This window comes from Nocardia callitridis (genome assembly GCF_039543305.1).
In the GTDB taxonomy this organism is placed as follows: domain Bacteria; phylum Actinomycetota; class Actinomycetes; order Mycobacteriales; family Mycobacteriaceae; genus Nocardia; species Nocardia callitridis.
This window is the reverse complement of record NZ_BAABJM010000002.1, coordinates 1,209,076-1,226,904: the sequence shown is the minus strand read 5'-3', so window position 1 is coordinate 1,226,904 and position 17,829 is coordinate 1,209,076. Positions and strand designations below refer to the sequence as shown.

Annotated in this window: 14 protein-coding genes; 7 read left to right on the top strand and 7 right to left on the bottom strand. The window is 67.1% G+C overall.

The window, feature by feature from the left end; all coding sequences use genetic code 11:
* Window positions 1–17: 17 nt before the first annotated feature.
* From ABEA50_RS14310 to ABEA50_RS14295, 4 genes are read left to right on the top strand one after another with little or no spacing between them, the layout of a single operon-like run.
* Window positions 18–1,742 (top strand): peptidoglycan DD-metalloendopeptidase family protein, encoded by a 1,725-nt coding sequence (locus tag ABEA50_RS14310; protein WP_345495826.1) that lies wholly within the window; start codon window positions 18–20, stop codon window positions 1,740–1,742.
* The gene (locus ABEA50_RS14305) at window positions 1,739–2,407 is read left to right on the top strand and encodes a hypothetical protein (protein WP_345495825.1); all 669 of its coding nucleotides are present in this window, start codon (window positions 1,739–1,741) and stop codon (window positions 2,405–2,407) included. The genes ABEA50_RS14310 and ABEA50_RS14305 overlap by 4 nt, the downstream gene beginning before the upstream one ends.
* A 42-nt stretch (window positions 2,408–2,449) precedes the next feature.
* Window positions 2,450–4,291: a type IV secretory system conjugative DNA transfer family protein gene (locus ABEA50_RS14300; protein WP_345495824.1), complete on the top strand. Its 1,842-nt coding sequence runs from the start codon at window positions 2,450–2,452 to the stop codon at window positions 4,289–4,291.
* A complete protein-coding gene (locus ABEA50_RS14295) occupies window positions 4,288–4,674 on the top strand; it encodes a DUF4913 domain-containing protein (protein WP_345495822.1) in 387 nt (128 codons plus the stop codon). The genes ABEA50_RS14300 and ABEA50_RS14295 overlap by 4 nt, the downstream gene beginning before the upstream one ends.
* A gap of 73 nt (window positions 4,675–4,747) precedes the next feature.
* On the opposite strand, the gene ABEA50_RS14290 is transcribed toward ABEA50_RS14295, so the two are convergent.
* Both ABEA50_RS14290 and ABEA50_RS14285 read right to left on the bottom strand, forming a co-directional pair.
* The gene (locus tag ABEA50_RS14290) at window positions 4,748–5,311 is read right to left on the bottom strand and encodes a hypothetical protein (RefSeq protein WP_345495821.1); all 564 of its coding nucleotides are present in this window, start codon (window positions 5,309–5,311) and stop codon (window positions 4,748–4,750) included.
* A gap of 347 nt (window positions 5,312–5,658) precedes the next feature.
* Entirely contained in the window at window positions 5,659–6,516 is an 858-nt protein-coding gene (locus ABEA50_RS14285) for a peptidylprolyl isomerase (RefSeq protein ID WP_345495820.1), read from the bottom strand.
* Between the two features lie 167 nt (window positions 6,517–6,683).
* Between ABEA50_RS14285 and hisS the strand changes: the two genes are divergently transcribed.
* The 3 genes from hisS (at window position 6,684) to ABEA50_RS14270 (ending at window position 9,998) form a co-directional block, all read left to right on the top strand.
* A complete protein-coding gene (gene hisS / locus ABEA50_RS14280; protein ID WP_345495818.1) occupies window positions 6,684–7,961 on the top strand; it encodes a histidine--tRNA ligase in 1,278 nt (425 codons plus the stop codon).
* A 59-nt stretch (window positions 7,962–8,020) separates the two neighbouring features.
* A complete protein-coding gene (locus ABEA50_RS14275) occupies window positions 8,021–8,668 on the top strand; it encodes a hypothetical protein (protein WP_345495817.1) in 648 nt (215 codons plus the stop codon).
* Window positions 8,669–8,975: 307 nt separating this feature from the next.
* The gene (locus tag ABEA50_RS14270; protein ID WP_345495816.1) at window positions 8,976–9,998 is read left to right on the top strand and encodes a malate dehydrogenase; all 1,023 of its coding nucleotides are present in this window, start codon (window positions 8,976–8,978) and stop codon (window positions 9,996–9,998) included.
* Here ABEA50_RS14270 and ABEA50_RS14265 read toward each other — a convergent pair.
* The 5 genes from ABEA50_RS14265 to ABEA50_RS14245 form a co-directional block, all read right to left on the bottom strand.
* Window positions 9,995–11,074: a 2-oxoacid:ferredoxin oxidoreductase subunit beta gene (locus ABEA50_RS14265; protein ID WP_345495815.1), complete on the bottom strand. Its 1,080-nt coding sequence runs from the start codon at window positions 11,072–11,074 to the stop codon at window positions 9,995–9,997. The two genes, ABEA50_RS14270 and ABEA50_RS14265, sit on opposite strands and share 4 nt — an antisense overlap.
* Entirely contained in the window at window positions 11,071–13,008 is a 1,938-nt protein-coding gene (locus ABEA50_RS14260; RefSeq protein WP_345495814.1) for a 2-oxoacid:acceptor oxidoreductase subunit alpha, read from the bottom strand. The genes ABEA50_RS14265 and ABEA50_RS14260 overlap by 4 nt, the downstream gene beginning before the upstream one ends.
* Before the next feature lie 124 nt (window positions 13,009–13,132).
* The gene (locus tag ABEA50_RS14255) at window positions 13,133–14,182 is read right to left on the bottom strand and encodes an Rv2578c family radical SAM protein (RefSeq protein WP_345495813.1); all 1,050 of its coding nucleotides are present in this window, start codon (window positions 14,180–14,182) and stop codon (window positions 13,133–13,135) included.
* A 53-nt stretch (window positions 14,183–14,235) separates the two neighbouring features.
* Window positions 14,236–15,438: a saccharopine dehydrogenase family protein gene (locus tag ABEA50_RS14250; RefSeq protein WP_345496564.1), complete on the bottom strand. Its 1,203-nt coding sequence runs from the start codon at window positions 15,436–15,438 to the stop codon at window positions 14,236–14,238.
* Between the two features lie 30 nt (window positions 15,439–15,468).
* Window positions 15,469–17,814, bottom strand: a complete 2,346-nt coding sequence (locus ABEA50_RS14245) for an MMPL family transporter (protein ID WP_345495812.1) — start codon at window positions 17,812–17,814, stop codon at window positions 15,469–15,471.
* Window positions 17,815–17,829 lie beyond the last annotated feature (15 nt).

The window sequence follows — 17,829 nt, the reverse complement described above, 5'->3', positions numbered from 1 at the left end:
CAAGGGCGATTCGGTGCATGGGCCGAAGGGGGACCGGTGAGCGAGAGGCGTGGGCGCGGGTGAGTGGGCGCGGACTGCTGTGGGGTGCACTCGGCGCGGTGCTCGGTCTGATGACCGTCGTGCTGGTGATCGTGCTGCCCTCGGTGGATGATCCGTGCGAGGGCTCCTCGGTGCTCGGCTCACAATCGCGCCTCCCGCCGCTGGGCGGCTACGCGCCGGGTGATCCGCGTGCGCAAGGCGCGGCCGCACCGCCGGGGCCCACCACCGCACCCGGTACGAGCACCAGCGCTGCCACGGGTACCGCGGTGCCCTCGCTGGCCGCCGGTCTCGGCGTGCGACGCACGATGCCGTTGGCCACGGGCGATTTCACGATCTCGGACACCTTCGGTTCGCGCGGCGGTGCGCACAAGGGTGTCGACTTCGCCGCCGCCGACGGCACCCCCTTCTACTCGGTCGCGGATGGTCGCGTCGTCGCCGCGGGGCCCGCCTCCGGTTTCGGCAACTGGATCGTGGTCGACTCGGTCGACACCAATGGCCGTTCGTACTCCGCGGTGTACGGCCACATGTGGGATTCGGGAGTCGGGGTGCACGTCGGCGACACCGTGAGCGCGGGCCAGCCGATCGGTGCGGTGGGTTCCAACGGCGAATCCAGCGGCCCGCACCTGCATTTCGAGATCGTGCCGGGTGGCCGCTTCACCGGGGGACGCCAGATCGACCCGATGCCATGGCTCGACGGTGCGCCGACCCCGGATGTCGGTGGCGCCCAGGCGTATTCGACCGACCCACGGTGCAACCTCGGCTTCGGCACCGCCGGTGGCGCGCTCGCCGAAGGCAAGGTGCCCCCGGAATTGGAGATCTGGTACCGCCGCGCCGGTTCGCTCTGCCCGCAGATCAGCCCGTCACTGCTGGCGGCACAGGGCAAGCAGGAGTCGGGTTTTCGGCGTGGCGCGACCTCACCCGCGGGTGCGCAGGGGCTCTCGCAGTTCCTGCCGGGGACCGCCGCCTCCACCAATCCCGATGACGGCCAGCCGTATGTGATCGACGCCGACGGCAACGGCAGCGCCAGCGTGTGGGACGACGGCGATGCCATCATCGGTCAGGGCCGCTACATGTGCGCGATCGCGCACAAGATCGAGGGCTGGAAATCCGAAGGCAGGGTGCAGGGCGATGTCGCCGCGCTGTCCCTGGCTGCCTACAACGCCGGTGAAGGTGCGGTGCTCGCCTCCGGCGGCATGCCTAATCAGCTTGCGGCGCACTACTCCGAGACTCAACCCTATGTGCGCAATATTCTGGCGATGGAGGCGCAGTATCGGGCGCCCGGTTCGATGGGACGGTTTTCTCCCGAGGAGGGCTCCGGTGGCAGCGAGATCGTGCGCGCCGCCGATCAGTGGCGCGGCACGCCGTATGTGTGGGGTGGCGGCGGACCGGAGGGACCCACCGGTGGTGGACTCGACGCGCCCGGCTTGACCGCGGCCGCGGTGTTCGCGGCGTCCTCGGGCACCGTCACCTTGCCGCGCACCGCCGAGCAGCAGTGGGAGGCGGGCAGCGAGGTGTCGTTGAACGCTGTGCAGCCCGGTGACCTGGTATTCAGTGAATTCGGGTCGCGCGGCCCCGCCGAAGTCGGCATCTACACCGGTGCGGGAAGGATGCTGCAGGCCGTGCCGGGCGCCGACGCTCGATCCGGTGGTGGTGTCGGTGAATTGGCGGTCCCTGGTGATGCCAGGGCGAGGAGGGTGCTGTGATTGACGTTCGTGCGGCGGCGATTCACGTTCGTGCGGCGGCGATCCGGGTGCTTGCGACGCGAGACGCGCACCGCTCATCGCGCCCTTCGTCTCGCGGTGACGGTCTACCCTGGAAAGACAGTCATAAGGCACGCGCGAAGCTGGTGGTGATGCTGGTGGTGAGCGTTGCGATGCTCGGCTCGGCATGCGGCAGCGGCGACTCGGAATCGAGTGGGCCGCAGTCGCCCACCTCGACGACCCGCTTGCTGGAGCAGGCGCCCGCGCCGGATCCGACCACGCCCGACGGTGTCGCCGTCACCGCACTGCGCGAGATCTACACTTGGCTGCCCGCGACGGAGAGTCAGGGGGATTCGTTGTCGCGGGCGCGAAAATGGCTGGGGCCGAGCCTGACCCGGATGCTGAACACTCCACCGGCGGCCGAGTCCACCCCGAATCCCTCCCTACAGTGGGCGGATTGGGGTGCGGCGGGCGCCAGGATCGAGGCGTTCACCTTCGCCGCGGGCGAACGACCGCCGAATACCGACCCGAATGTGCAGCAGTTCAAGATCGGCATCGAGCAGACCGTCGTCTACCCGGACGGGCGCAAGGAACCACTGCCGCCCGCTACGGTCATCGCTACCGTCGTGGCCACACCCGACGGCTGGCGACTGGACGCGTTCCGCTGATCGAGCAAAGCTTTACCAGGACGGCCGAAACAGGAGGCAGAGATGGCGAAGAAGAAACCGGTGAAGGACCCGGCCGCGGCCTTACCCGACGTCGGGCTGTATGCGACATACGCCGGTTTCGTGCTCGTCGTCGTGCTCTGGGGCGCACTGCAATTGGGCAACCAGCTCGCGGTGACACCACAGAACATCCCGATCAACCCGATCGCGATCATCGCCGACCTCGTGCGCGGGAACCTGCATTGGCCGCGTGCCTCGACGGTGATCGTGTTGCTCGTCGTCGCGCTCGGCATCGGTTATGTCGTCTTCCGCAGGTACCGGAAGAAGCGCGCCAGCGCGGGCCGACTCGGCGTGGACGACAAGGCCGACGTGATGGGTAACGGCGGCGCGATCTCCATGCTCACCGAGGCGGGTGTGCGGGCGAAGGCCGACCAGCTCGGCGTGCGCCTGGGCTACGACGACATTCCCGGCGTCCCGATCGGCGTGGGTGTGGCCGACGGCGTGATGCTGTACGGCTCGTATGAGGATCTGCACCTGGACATCTGGGGTCCTCGCCAGGGCAAGTCGACCTCGCGAGTGATCCCGGCGATCCTCACCGCGATCGGGCCGGTACTGGCCACCTCGAACAAGCGTGACGTGGTCGATGCGACGCGTGATGTGCGCGAGGCCAAGGGGAGTCCCACATTCGTGTTCGACCCGCAGGGTGTTGCCGACGAAGACGCCACCTGGTTCTGGGACCCGCTGGCCTGGGTGGACGCGCGCCACGAGGGCTGCGAGATGCGCGCGGCGCGGCTGGCGGGGCACTTCGCCGACGGAGACGACGGCTCCGACAACGACAGCGATTCGTTCTTCGACCCAGAGGCCGAGGACTTGCTCGCCGGACTGTTTCTCGCCGCCGCGGTCGGGGACGGCACCAGGAGTAGGCCGATCACGCAGGTGTGGGAGTGGGTCACCGACCCGCAGAATTCGGAGCCCATCCAGTTGTTGCGTGCGACGCAGCACCACTTCAGCGCTTCGGGGCTGGCGTCTCAGTACAACACCGACCCACGAACCCGCAGCGGTATCTTCGGCACCGCCAAGAAGATGCTCCGCTGCCTCAAACTCTCGAACGTGCACGCGTGGATTACCCCCGGCGGCGATCGCAGGCAGTTCGACGAGCTGGAATTCATCGAACGCAACGGCACCCTCTACTGCTTGTCGTTGGAGGGGCGCGGCTCGGCGGGACCACTGGTCAGTGCGCTCACCGAGGCGGTGATCGACGTCGCGATGCGCAAGGCGTCGCTGTCGCCGGGCGGGCGCCTTGCCATTCCGCTGCTCGCGGTGCTCGACGAGGCCGCGAACGTGGTGCGCTGGAAGGATTTGCCCAAGCAGTACAGCCACTTCGGCTCGCGCGGCATCGTGGTGATGACGGTGCTGCAATCCTGGGCGCAGGGTGTGCGCTGCTGGGGCGACAGTGGCATGAACGCGCTCTGGGCGGCCGCGAATATCAAGGTCCTCGGCAGCGGTGTCGATGACACGAAGTTCCTCCAGGAGCGCTCCGATGTGCTCGGCGATTACGACTCCATCTCGCAGTCGATGTCGGAATCCAAAGGCGGCAAAAGCTATTCGCGTTCGCTCGGCTCGTCCAAGACGTTCTCGGTGAACGCGCTTGCCACCTTGCCGCGCGGACGAATCATCGTATTCCCTTCCGGCGCACCGCCTGTGCTCGTGCGAACGGTCCCGTGGTGGGAGGGCGAGTACGCTGACGAGGTGAAACAGTCCATTTCGCAACATGATCCGCAACGCAAGACGCTGATCTCGGACCTTGTCCTGGACAGGCAGCTGTCGTTGAACAAGAATGAGCCGCCGCAGGAATACGGACAGGTCGAGGAGGTTCGTCCACTGTGACCGAGCTGAGCGAGCGCGTGACGGTCTATTCAGGGGTGGCCGATTTCGTCGAGAACTACCTCACGATGGTGTACCGGCGCCAGGTTACCGACGTCGGTGACACGGTGTGGTGCCCGGAGTGGTGGCGCCACGCGGAGGCGATCGCGCGCCTGGAGGCACTGTGGCGATCTTGGGAATACCTGCGGGGATACCGCGAAACCGGACACAGCGTGTGGTTCCTCGACCACGCCGACAGGCATATGGAAGTCCTGTTCAGCCCCCGAGGACCGTTCCAGTATTGCAGCGTCCGCCATGGTCACAAGGACATGCTGGCGCCACTGCCGGTCACACCACCTCCGCACGACCTCTTCACCGACCCGGAAGGCAGTCACTTTCCGGAGTAAGCCGGCCACGTTCGGGACAGAAATGACAAAGGCCCGCCGTGGCGGCGGGCCTTTGTGGCGAGTGCGTGAACCGCTAGCGCGTGCGTGCGCGTTCCAACGCTTGGGCGCGTGCTCGGGCGCGCTCTTCCATCTCGCGAGCACGAGTCACCATCGGCGGCTCCTGGGAGCGTTCTTGTAATGCCGTCAGCGGCTTTGCCTGGCCGACCTCGGCGAGCATGCGTACCGCGGCCAATTCCGGTGCGACACCGGCCTTCGCGAGATGCGCGGCGATAGCCATGCGGCGTTCTGGGGAGTCGTAGCGGATCACCGGCTTGGCACTCGCTGCGGCTGCTGCGCCGATTCTCGACTGGTCCATCGACCGATCCTTGTCCAACGAAACACCTTTGCGCTCCAACGGCCGATCGACCATCATCCGCGACAGTTCGGTATTGCGTGGATCTTTCGCCTTGGAGTCACGAGCCTCGCGAATTTGCAGCTCCCGCTGCTCCTTCATGCGGGCCTGGGTGACCTTGACGCGGGCTTCGGCTTCCTTCTGACCACGCTCACGGGCCTTCAAGGCGACCAGGGTCGCTATCTGCAACATGGTCTTCATCATGGCCGCTGTTTCGCGGCCGATGTCGTCCAGTTCTTCGGACATGGCTGCTCCCCGATATCGCAGTGATCGTGATGGTCTGCTGGTGGTGCGATGTTCCGAACACCGCGACGCGAACGCCGATCACTCGTTCGACGAAGCGATGTCCCGCCTGCCAAACGTGACACCACGGAGCCCCCGCCACGAAAGCATCGAAGACACGAAACCTCGGACGAAAACTCCTCGTTCGAGATTACCCGACGAGCACCGAACACGGCGGTACGGCCGTGTCTGTCATCAGCTTGAATCGCACATTTTTCGTGTGCTGGCCAACCGCCGAGATGATCTTCGGCGGGCGAGCGCGTCTGTCGGAAGATCACTTCTCGCCCGCCGCGGCGGTGATCAGGAGACGATCAGTCGATGTCCACCGACTGGATGCTCACCGGTTGGTTCGGCTTGCCATCGCCGGGGCCGTTGGCATTGTCCTGACCGAGTTCGGCGATCTTGTCCAGGGTGGGCAAGCTGTTGTCGTCGATCTTGCCGAAGATCGTGTACTGCGGCGGCAGCTTCGAATCTCCGTAGACCAGGAAGAACTGACTGCCGTTGGTGCCGGGACCGGCATTTGCCATGGCCAGCGTTCCGCGCTCGTAGGTGATCGGTTCCTGCGCCTTCGGGTCCTCGGGAGCGTACTGATCGGTGGGGTACTCGTTGTCGAACTCGTAGCCGGGGCCACCCGCGCCCGAACCCGTCGGATCGCCGCACTGGAGCACCTTCAGGCCGTCGTCGGCGGTCATGCGATGGCACTCGGTGTTGTCGTAGAACTTCTTCGACGACAAGCTGAGGAAGCTGTTCACCGTGCACGGCGATTCCGCGTTGTTCAGCGTCAGACCCAACGGGCCCTGATTGGTGACCATGCTGGCGCTGACCTCGGCGTTCTTGCCGGTGGTCGGGATGGCGTCGCCCTTGGGCTTGTCGACCGGCTTGTCCGCGGGCTTCTGTCCGTCGCGATAGGTGCAGTTCACCGTCGCCGCCTTCGCCTTGGCCTCCGGCGCCTGGGCCGCGAGCTGTGCGTTGGGCTGCGCGCTGTCGGCGGAGTCGTCGCTCCTGGTCAGGAAGTACACGCCGGTCACAGCCGCGACGACCACGACGACGCCGAGTGCGGACCCGGCGATGGTGAGTCGTTTGCGCTTACGTGCCCGATCGGCCCGGTCGGCGAGCTGATGTTCCAGCTTTTGCTTCGCCGCTGCCCGTCGCTCTTCGTTGCTCGGCACTACCACGTTCCTCCCGTATCCGGTGACATCGGGATACGAGTGTGCCACTTGTTCCTGTGAGTGCTCGGCAGTGCCCGTGTCCAGGGCCCGCGTCCAGGGCCGACCCCGCCCGTGGTTCGGTGCGATCGGTTGGACTTGCGGGGGCGTAGTGGGGAAAACTGACGTTCGTGACCAAGACCAGCAGCTTCAGTGCCCCGAAGGGGATACCGGACTATGTGCCACCAGGCTCGGCCGAGTTCGTCGCGGTACGCGACGGCCTGGTCAACGCCGCTCGACTGGCCGGTTACGGACATATCGAGCTGCCGGTCTTCGAGGACACCGCCCTGTTCGCGCGCGGCGTCGGCGAATCCACCGACGTGGTCGCGAAGGAGATGTACACCTTCCCCGACCGCGGTGACCGTAGTGTCACGTTGCGCCCGGAAGGCACCGCGGGAGTGATGCGCGCCGTGATCGAGCACGGACTCGATCGCGGTCAACTGCCGGTGAAGGTCTCCTACGCCGGGCCGTTCTTCCGGTACGAGCGCCCGCAGGCGGGACGTTACCGTCAGCTGCAACAGGTCGGCGTCGAGGCGATCGGCATCGACGATCCCGCGCTGGACGCCGAGGTGATCGCCGTCGCCGACGCGGGTTTCCGCGCACTCGGGCTCACCGGCTTCCGACTGGAACTCACCTCGCTCGGTGACAGTACCTGTCGGCCGCAGTACCGAGAGTTGTTGCAGGAGTTCCTGTTCGCCCTGCCGCTGGACGAAGAGACGAAACGAAGGGCGCAGCTCAACCCACTGCGGGTACTCGACGACAAGCGCGAGGAGGTGCGCGCGCTCACGGCGAACGCTCCGCTGATGATCGATCACCTCTCGGAGTCGGCGAAGGAGCACTTCGATCAGGTGCTCGGCTATCTCGACGCCCTCGGCGTGCCCTACGTGGTGAACCCGCGCATGGTGCGCGGCCTCGACTACTACACCAAGACCACCTTCGAATTCGTGCACGACGGGCTCGGCGCGCAGTCGGGCATCGGTGGTGGTGGCCGCTACGACGGGCTGATGCAAGAGCTCGGTGGGCAACCGTTGTCGGGCATCGGGTTCGGACTCGGCGTCGACCGGACCATGCTCGCGCTCGCCGCCGAAGGCAAGTCCGCGGGTGATTCGAGTCGCTGCGAGGTATTCGGCGTGCCGCTGGGCGAAGCCGCCAGGCAGCACATGGTGGTGCTTGCCGCGCGGTTGCGCGCCGAGGGGATTCGGGTCGACCTGGCCTACGGCGGTCGCGGTGTGAAGGGGTCGATGAAGGCCGCCGACCGCTCCGGTGCGAAATTCACCCTCGTGCTCGGTGACCGCGACCTGTTCGAAGGCAGCATCGGCCTCAAGGACATGGCGACCGGAGAGCAACGCCAGGTGGCGCTGGCGGACGTACTCGCCGAGATCCGTACTGCCGTGGCAGCGGCCGACTAGTACGCTCATCGGGTTGGTCGCGGGACACTCGGGTCCCGTGCCGGAGGCGAGGCGGAGCGTTGTCGACGAATTCTGGTGGCGGGCAACCGGCTCCGGCGGTCGGGCTGGACCTGGTCGCACCCGAGGTATACGCGCCGATGCTGCGCAAGCTCGCCTTGGCCGCGGCGGGAATCGGCGTGGGTGCCGCCCTGCTGGCGGCGACCGTGGTGAGTCTGCCGATCGCCGTCGGCATCGGGTTGGCCGTGGCCGTTCCCACCGTCGGCTACGCGATCGGGGTGCGGCGGCGCCGAATGTGGTTGATCGACAACACCATCCACGCCCGCAAGGTGCTGGGGGAGCGGCAGCTGGTGGTCTCGGCGGCCAACGGCGTCGAGGTGCTGGTGTATCCGGGCCGCCTGAGCCGCATCGCCCTGCGCATCACGGCCGGTGCCGACACCCAGCTCATCCCACTGGCGATGTACACCGACGCGGGCAGCGGTCGCGAACTGCACCTGCTCGGCCTGCGCACCCTGGCGGACGCTCTGGCCACGAGCGAACTCGCCGCCGCCATCGCGGTCTCGGAGATGCTGGTGCAGCAACTGCGCACCGAGGCACGTGACGCGGGGCTGGAACAGCGACCGCTGTATCGGGCCGTGCAGTTGGCGCGGGGCAAGGACTACGTGTCGCCGATCGTGCTGACCGACAGTGAGATCGCGACCCTGGTCTGAGTAAGGGCGCCGCAGCGTTCGGTCGCCGCCGCCTCGAGCGCGGGTCGCGCACGGGCGGCAGTCGCCGAGTCGGCGAACCGAACGGCTCCTCCGAGCCGCGTTCGAAGGCTCCGGCAGGTGAGTGACGTGCCACAGTCGTGATACGGACCGACCGTGATGCGCGGGACCGTTTTCCCTGTACAAGCGCATTTCGCCAGACCGAAACAGTGCCGGGGAACCCACTGTCGTGTTGCTCACCGTGCGCTCGGCTCCCGCATGACCGTCGTTAGTGTTGAGCGCGAGAATCCGCCTACCGCAAGGAGTTGTCGTGAGCGCCGCCGCACGGACCTCGCCCGTCACCGTCACCGTGACCGGAGCCGCGGGGCAGATCGCCTACGGTTTGCTTTTCCGTATCGCCTCCGGCGCGCTGCTCGGTCCTGACACGCCGGTACGGGTGCGCTTATTGGAGATTCCCGCCGCGGTCGCCTCCCTCGAAGGGGTCGCCATGGAGTTGGAGGACGGCGCGTTCCCACTGCTGGAATCGATCGATATCAGCGACGACACGTCAGCCGGATTCTCCGAGGCGAATGTTGCGGTGCTCGTCGGTGCCCGCCCGCGCACAGCCGGGATGGAACGGGCCGACCTGCTGGCCGCCAACGGTCCGATCTTCACCGAGCAGGGTGCCGCGATCAATGCCAACGCCGCCGATGACGTGCGGGTGCTCGTGGTCGGCAACCCGGCCAACACCAACGCCTTCATCGCCAAGAGCAACGCGCCCGACGTGCCGGGCGAGCGGTTCACCGCGATGACCCGCCTCGACCACAACCGCGCCCTCGCACAGCTGGCCAGGAAGAGCGCGACACCCGCCGAGGACATCGCCCGCGTCGCGATCTGGGGCAATCACTCCGCGACGCAGTACCCGGACGTCGCGCACGCCACCATCGGCGGTCGACCGGTGTCCGAGGTGATCGGCGACCCCACCTGGCTCGACGACTACTTCATTCCGACCGTGCAGCAACGGGGAACCGCGATTATCGAGGCGCGCGGCGCGTCCTCGGCGGCCAGCGCCGCCAGCGCGGCGATCGACCACATCCATGATTGGGCACTCGGCAGTCGGGCGGGGGACTGGGTGTCGATGGCGGTGCCTTCCGACGGCTCCTACGGCGTTCCCGAAGGACTGATCAGTTCGTTCCCCGTCACCTGCGCCGCGGGGGAATACACGATCGTGCCGGATCTGGCGATCGACGATGCCGCCCGAGCGCGCATCGATGTCAGTGTGGCGGAGTTGCGTCAGGAACGCGACGCGGTGATCGGCCTCGGTTTCGCCAAACCCGTGTCCGACAGGGGCTAGTCGACGGTCCAGGTCTCCGGGCCGCTGAGTAGCCGCTGGAGCGAGTCGTCGCCGAGCGGTGCGCGTTCAGCCGCTGACTCCGATTGCGCGCGGATGGCGTCGTCATAGGTGGGTCTGCGGACGCTGCGGAAGATCCCGGTGGGCACGTGCCCGAGGTCCTGATCCGAGAGTCGCGACAGTGCGTAGGCGTATTCCGGGCCGTCGGCGTGGGCGTCGTGCACCATGATGTCGGACTCGCGCACCGTCCTGGTCGAGACTATCTCCAGTCCGAAACCGCTTTGTACGACGGCGAATTCGTTGTCGGCGCCGAAAATTATGGGTTCCCCGTGTCGCAGCGGGATCAGGTGGTCGGCGGCATTGTCGCGCCGCAGTTGGTCGAACGAACCGTCGTTGAAGATCGGGCAGTCTTGCAGGATCTCCACGAACGAGGTGCCTCGGTGTCGCGCGGCGGCGAGCAGGACCTCGGTGAGTCCGGCCCGATCGGAATCCATGGCGCGTGCGGCGAAACTCGCCTCGGCGCCCAGCGCCACCGACAGGGTGTTGAAGGGGTGATCGACCGAACCCATCGGGGTCGACTTGGTGACCTTGCCCTCCTCCGAGGTGGGCGAATACTGCCCTTTGGTGAGGCCGTAGATCCGGTTGTTGAACAGCAGGATGGTCATGTTCACATTGCGGCGCAACGCGTGGATCAGATGATTGCCGCCGATCGAGAGCGCGTCGCCGTCACCGGTCACCACCCACACCGAAAGGTCCGGCCTGGTCACCGCCAGACCGGTCGCGATCGCGGGCGCGCGACCGTGGATGGAGTGCAGACCGTAGGACTCCAAGTAGTACGGAAACCGACTGGAGCAGCCGATCCCCGAGACGAACATCATGTTCTCCCTGCGCAATCCGAGATCGGCGAGGAATCCGCGCACCGTCGCCAGGATCACGTAGTCACCACAGCCCGGGCACCAGCGCACCTCCTGATCCGAGGTGTAGTCCTTCGGCTTCTGCTTCGTCGTCGCCGTTGGCACCTCCGAGACTCCCGTGATACCGAGATCGGTTCCCACGAAGGGTGTTTCGATGATGGTCATGCGTGACTCCCGCCGCGATAGGTGGCCCGCGCGAGCGCGGCGGTAACCTTCTGCTCTTCTCGATCGGTCAACGAACCGTCCAGCGCCGCCTCGATGACGCCGACGAGTTCACGTACGCCGAACGCGGTCCCGGCGATTTTCGTCCACGGCCGCACATCCACCAGGTATTTTCCCCGCAACAATCCGGCGAGTTGACCGCCGTTCATCTCCGGCGCGACCACGGTGCGATACCCGCGCAACACCGCACCGAGGTTGGCGGGCAACGGATTCAGATGCCGCAGGTGCGCCTGGGCGACCGACATGCCTCGGTGGCGCACGCGGCGGCAGGCCTCACCGATCGGACCGTAGGAGCTGCCCCAGCCGATCAGCAGGACGTCGGCCGCGTCACCGGGGTCGTCGACCTCGAGGTCGGGCACGGTGATGCCGTCGATCTTGGCTTGACGCAGCCGCACCATCAGCTCGTGATTGGCGGGGTCGTAAGAGATGTCACCGCTGCCGTCGGACTTCTCCAGACCGCCGATGCGGTGCGCGCGGCCCGCTGTTCCCGGCACCGCGAGTGGTCTGGCGAGGGTGTCGCGGTCGCGCGCGTAGGGCTGGAAGGGTTCGTCGTCGGGACCGGGATCGTGGTCCGGCTCGAAGCCTGGATCGATCGTGGGCAGGTCGGCGACACGCGGAATCGACCATGGCTCGGACCCGTTGGCGATCGCGCCGTCGGACAACAACAGCACCGGTGTCCGATAGGTGAGCGCGATCCTGGCCGCCTCCAGTGCGGTCGCGAAGCAGTCGGCGGGTGAGCGGGGTGCGAGCACGGCCACCGGCGATTCGCCATTGCGGCCGTAGAGCGCCTGCGTGAGGTCGGCCTGCTCGGTCTTGGTGGGCAGACCCGTGGACGGTCCGCCGCGCTGCACGTCGATGACCAGCAACGGCAGCTCGGTCATCACCGCGAGGCCGATGGTTTCGCTCTTCAACGCGAGACCGGGCCCCGAGGTGCTCGTGACGCCGAGCGCGCCGCCCAGCGAAGCGCCGAGCGCGGCACCGATTCCGGCGATCTCGTCCTCGGCCTGGAAGGTGGTGACGCCGAAGTTCTTGTGTTTGCTCAGCTCGTGCAGGATGTCGGAGGCCGGAGTGATGGGGTAGGTGCCGAGAAAAACCGGTAGTCCCGAGAGCTGCCCTGCGGCGACCACACCGTAGGCGAGTGCGGTATTGCCGGTGATCTGCCGGTAGGTGCCCTGCGGCAGCTTCGCCGGGGCAACCCGGTAGGTGGTGGCGAAGCTCTCGGTGGTCTCGCCGTAATTCCAGCCCGCGCGGAATGCGAGCACGTTCGCCTCGGCGACCTCGGGAATCGCGGCGAACTTCGTGCGCAGGAACTTCTCCGTCCCGCCGATCGGTCGCCCGTACATCCAGGACAGCAGGCCGAGGGCGAACATGTTCTTCGCGCGCTGACCGTCCTTTTTACCGATACCGGTGGATGCGACGGCTCCGAGGGTGAGTGTGGTCATGGCGACGCGGTGCACCACGAAACCGGCGAGGGTGTCGCCGTCGAGCGGGTCGGTGCGGTAACCCACCTTGCCGAGATTGCGCTTGGTGAACTCGTCGGTGTTGACGATCAGCGTGGCGCCGCGCGGCAGTTCGCCGAGATTGGCCGCGAGCGCGGCGGGGTTCATCGCGACCAGCACGTCGGGCTGGTCGCCCGCGGTGAGAATGTCGTAGTCGGCGATCTGGATCTGGAACGACGAGACGCCGGGCAGCGTGCCCTGCGGTGCTCGGATCTCGGCGGGAAAATTGGGTTGGGTGGCCAGGTCGTTGCCGAACGCGGCGGCTTCATGGGTGAACCGGTCACCGGTGAGCTGCATGCCGTCGCCGGAGTCGCCGGCGAACCGGATGACGACCTTCTCCAATGTCGTTGCGCCGACACTGTTCTGGTGCGAATCCATGTGCCTGCATCACTTCCTCTGTCGAAGCGAGGGTGCTGGTCGCCAACGTACTCCGATCGAGGCCGTGGCGGCCCCGAAGCGAGCGGGTCGCTGGGGAATCGGTGGTGGCCCAGCCGGTGATGGCTCAGGCGAACAATGCCAGCTGCGGGTCGCCGCGCGCGGGAGTTTCCGGTCGGGACTGCGGTTCACGCGCGGATTCGTCGCGTTCGGGGGCCGGTTCGTCGGGGCTGTGCGGGCGCAGACCGTGCTGGTCCAAGAGCGGGTCGACGCGTGCGCGCAGCCAGGCGGTGTACTCCGGTGTCACGTAGGCGCCGCGGCCGTAGAGCTGCCGATAGCGTGGCAGGAGCGCGGGATGCTGTTCGGCGAGCCAACCGAGAAACCATCCCCTGGTGGGTCCGCGCAGATGCATCGGAATCGCGAGTGCCGAGGTGGCACCGGCCTCGGCGATCGCGGCGAACAGCGCGTCCAGGTGCGCGCTGCCATCGGTGAGACACGGAATCACCGGCGCCACCATCACATTCACCGCGAATCCCGCCTCGGTGAGCGTGCGCACCAGCTCCAACCTGCCCCTGGGCGACGGCGTCCCCGGTTCCAGGCCACGGTGCAGGTCCATATCCAGAATCGCGAGGGACACCGCGATCCGCACCGGCACCGTACGCGCCGCGACGGTGAGTAACGACAGGTCCCTGCGCAGCAGGGTGCCCTTGGTGAGGATCGAGAACGGGGTGCCGGAATCGGTGAGCGCCCGGATGATTCCCGGCATCAGCCGGTAGCGGCCTTCGGCGCGCTGGTACGGATCGGTATTGGTGCCGAGCGCGACCGGCTCGCGCTGCCAGGAACGTCTGCCGAGTTCTTTGCGCAGCACGGCCGCGACGTTGGTCTTCACCACGATCTGCGAATCGAAGTCGCGGCCCGCGTCCAGTTCGAGGTACTCGTGGGTGCCGCGCGCGAAGCAGTAGCGGCAGGCATGCGAACAGCCACGCATCGGATTGATGGTCCAGCCGAACGGCAGGTTCGACGCCGACGGTGTCTTGTTCAGCGCGCTCTTGCAGAGCACTTCGTGAAAGGTGACGCCGTCGAATTCCGGGGTGCGCACCGTGCGCACGAATCCCGCCCTGGACAGGCCGGGCAGGGCGCCGTCATCGGCGTCGAGGGTTTGACTTTGCCAACGCACCCCGTCAGTCGAACATGTGTTCTAATCGGTGTCAAGCGATCTCCGTCGGGGCGCTACCGTCCCGCCGTGATCAGTGCGGTGATCAGCGAGCCGCGTCGTAGCGCCGCGGAATTGGCGGCGTCCGTGGCGAAGGTCGAGGTGGTGACCGTCAGTGAGTCCGCGCTCGGGCGTCCGAGGCACTGCGGTGCGAGGCGGGCGAGGAATTGCTCCGGGACGAAAACGGCTTCGGGTGGGTGCACGCCCGGCCGGTTCGCGCGCAGCAGGGCGCCGACGGCGAGCGGGATGCCGGTTACCTCGGCCATGCTGAGCCCGGGGACTTGGCCGAGCGCGCAGGCCACCGTCGCGGGTGCCCCGTCCTTGATGCCTCGGCTCAACGCGAACAGGGGTGGCAGGCCGGAATCGGCGAGGACGGACACCGTTCCCGCCGGCAGCAGATTCTCGGCGACGGCCGCGAGCGACGCCGCGGTCGAGTGGTTCAGGATGCGGTGGGTCACGCCGCGCCCGAGCAGGTTCAAGACACCCGCGACATGCCGGGGTGCGAGTGCGACGTTCACGCTCTCGACCAGGTGCGGGAACGTGCGGGCGAGGGTGAGCGGCTCGGGATGCCCGAACGTCCAGCCGGTCGCGGCGCCGAGTCCCGGATAGTCGACGACGGTTTTGCGTAGCGGTTTCTCCCATACGCGCTGCCGGTCGCGGATCACCGGAATGGTGTTGCTGACCTGTTCGATCCCGTGGCTGATCGCGGCGCTCGGTGTCCACGAGCGGGTCTCGGGCTGCGCCATGGCCAGGTTCCATCCGGTGATCACGGTGTCGGCGTGATCCAGGTTCGCGATGCTCTGCGCGGCAAGCAGATTGGCGAGGCCGGGGCTGGCGCCCATGCCGAGGACCGCGGTCACGCCGGCCGCCTCGGCCTCGGCGTGCATGTCGAGCATGGTCAGGGTGGGTGCGGGGTCGTCGCAGACGTCGATGTAGTCGCGTCTCGCCTCGATCGCCGCGCGCAGCACGCCGGGCCCGAAACGGAAGTACGGTCCGACCGTGTTGACCACGATGTCGGACTGTCGGATTGTCGCGACGAGGGTGGCATGGTCGGTGACATCGAGCGCCTGCGCGCTACAGTGCGCGCCGAGTTCGGCGGCGACCGACCGTGCCCGCGCCTCGGAAAGATCGGCCACGACAAGGTGATCGACCTGCTTGTCGGCGGCGAGCACCCGTGCGGCCGCTCGCCCCACTTCCCCAGCTCCACCCAGTACCAGCACCCGCACCTGAAGTCCCCTTACGCTGTTCGGCTACCCCGGTACTTTATCTGTAACTTTCGGTAACGGATGGTCTTTCGGGGATTGTTCGTGTGACGTCGCGCCCTGAAAGGGCAACCACCAGTTCCACTTGTCGGCCACGGACATGAGCACGGGGACGACGATCAGTCGCAGCACCGTGATGTCGATCGCGATGGCGATCGCCAGGCCGAACCCGATCTGTTGCAGCTCGAGGACATCGGCCACCGTCAACGCGCCGAACACCGCGATCATGATCAGACCCGCGATGGTGATCTGCGGAGCCACCGCGCCCATCGCCCGGCGCACCGCCTCCCGATTGTCTCCGCAGCGCAGATACTCCTCGCGCACGCGCTGCACCATGAACACCTCGTAATCCATGGACAAGCCGAACAACACCGCGAACATCGCGACCGGCAGGAACGCCTGAATCGTTCCGACACTGTGGAAGTCGAGCAGCGACTCCCCATACCCGTACTGGAACACCGCGACGGTCGCGCCGAGTGCGGCGGCCGTGGCCAACGCGTTCAGGACGATCGCCTTGATCGGGATGACGATACTTCGCAGCATCACGATCAGATAGACCAGCGACAACGCCAAAACCAGCGCGATCACCACGGGGAACATCCTGCTGGTCTCGGTGGCGATGTCGCGGTACTGCGCGGCCATTCCGGCGACGCCGGTCGTGACGCCCAGCGGTGCGAGTCGAGCGCCCGCATCACGCAGGTGTCCGACCAGTCGGGTGGTCGCGGGGGAGTCCACCGCTTGATCGGACTGCACCACGCCCAGCAGACACGACGGCGCGCCGATGTCGTCTACGAGGACGTCATCGAGTTCGGACCCGAGGGGGGTACCGGCGAGCCGACGCGGATCCGGTTGGCCGGGCCGCCCGAAGGTGGCGTCGAATGCCGAGGCCACCGACAGCACCCCCTCGGCCTTCCGCACGTCGTCGAAATACTCGCGGACCGCCGCGGTTTGGTTGTCGGACAACGGCTGTGCGTCATCGGTGCACGCCGACACATGGATCGGTGCGACGGCCGAACCGCCGAAAGCCGCTGCGGCCGAGGAGTATCCGGAACCGGCCGAGGTGTGGGACAGGGTAGGAATCCCGAGGTCGAGGCCGAGGCGCATCCCCGCCGCCGGTATCGCCAACGCGACGAGCAACGCCGCCGCCGGGATACCCAACGACGCGGGTCGTCGCTGCACGAACGCCACCCAGCGATACCAGGTGCCCTCCGGCGAGTCGGTGTGACGCGTCGCACGAGGCCGTAGCCGTGTGGCCGAAACCGACAGCAGCGCGGGCAATCCCGTCATCGCCGCGAGGAGCGAACACAACACGACGAGCGCCGCGGCGATGGCGATATCGCGAAACACCGGCCCGTCGATGACGGTGATGGAGCACAACGAGACCATGACGATGACCCCGGAGACGATCACCGTGTGACCCGAGGTCCGCATGCAGGTGCGCAGCGCGGCGATCACCTGCTCAGGACGCGCCGGGGGCGCACCGCGCCCCGGCAGCCCCTCGCGGAACCGGCTGATCATGAACAACGCGTAATCCACACCCACCGCCAACCCGATGATGGTGGCGACGACGAGCGCGAACTGGGAGGTCTCGGCGACTCCCGAAACACCGGCGATGCCGATGCTGCTCAGCGTGACGCCCATGGCCGCCGAGCCGACCGCGAGCACCGCGGCGAGCAGCGAACGCAGCCCCCACAGCAGCAACAGCACCGCGAGTGTGAGTCCGATGATCTCCGCACGCAGTTGATCCTGTCTTTCCACATCGGCGAGCGCCTTGTTCAGCGGTGTCTCGCCGGTCAGGTCCGCGGCTACCCCCGCGGGCAGTGCCACCTCGTGGAGCGCGGATTCGATGCGGTCGGTGCGGGTGTCACGTTCGGAGACCGAACCGTTCAACGGCGCGAGGACGAGTGCGGTGCGGCTGTCGTCGGCCAACAATTCCGGACCGACCTGCGGCGTCGTCGGGTCGACGATGTCACCGACACCCTCGATGCCGTGCAGTGCCGAGGTGATACTGCCGACCGCTCGCGCGAGGGCGTCGGTATCGTCACCGGTTACCACGATGGCGACCTGTTCGGTGCCCAACCGGGGGAAACGCTCGGTGATCAGGTCGGCGGTGCGCTGCGAATCCGAACCCGAGATCGAGTAGTCGGGCAATCGGAGATGGTCCTCCAGGTGGTCGAATCGGCTGCCGCCGCAGACGGCGATCACCGCCCAGGCCACGAGGATCGGCCAGCGCAAGCGGTAACACAGTCGCGCCCAGGTGGCCGCGAGGCCGGGTCGCGGGGTTCCTACGTCGCCGTGGCCCACATCGGGTCCGTCCGCAGAACGGGTTCGCATCGTGATATCGCCTTC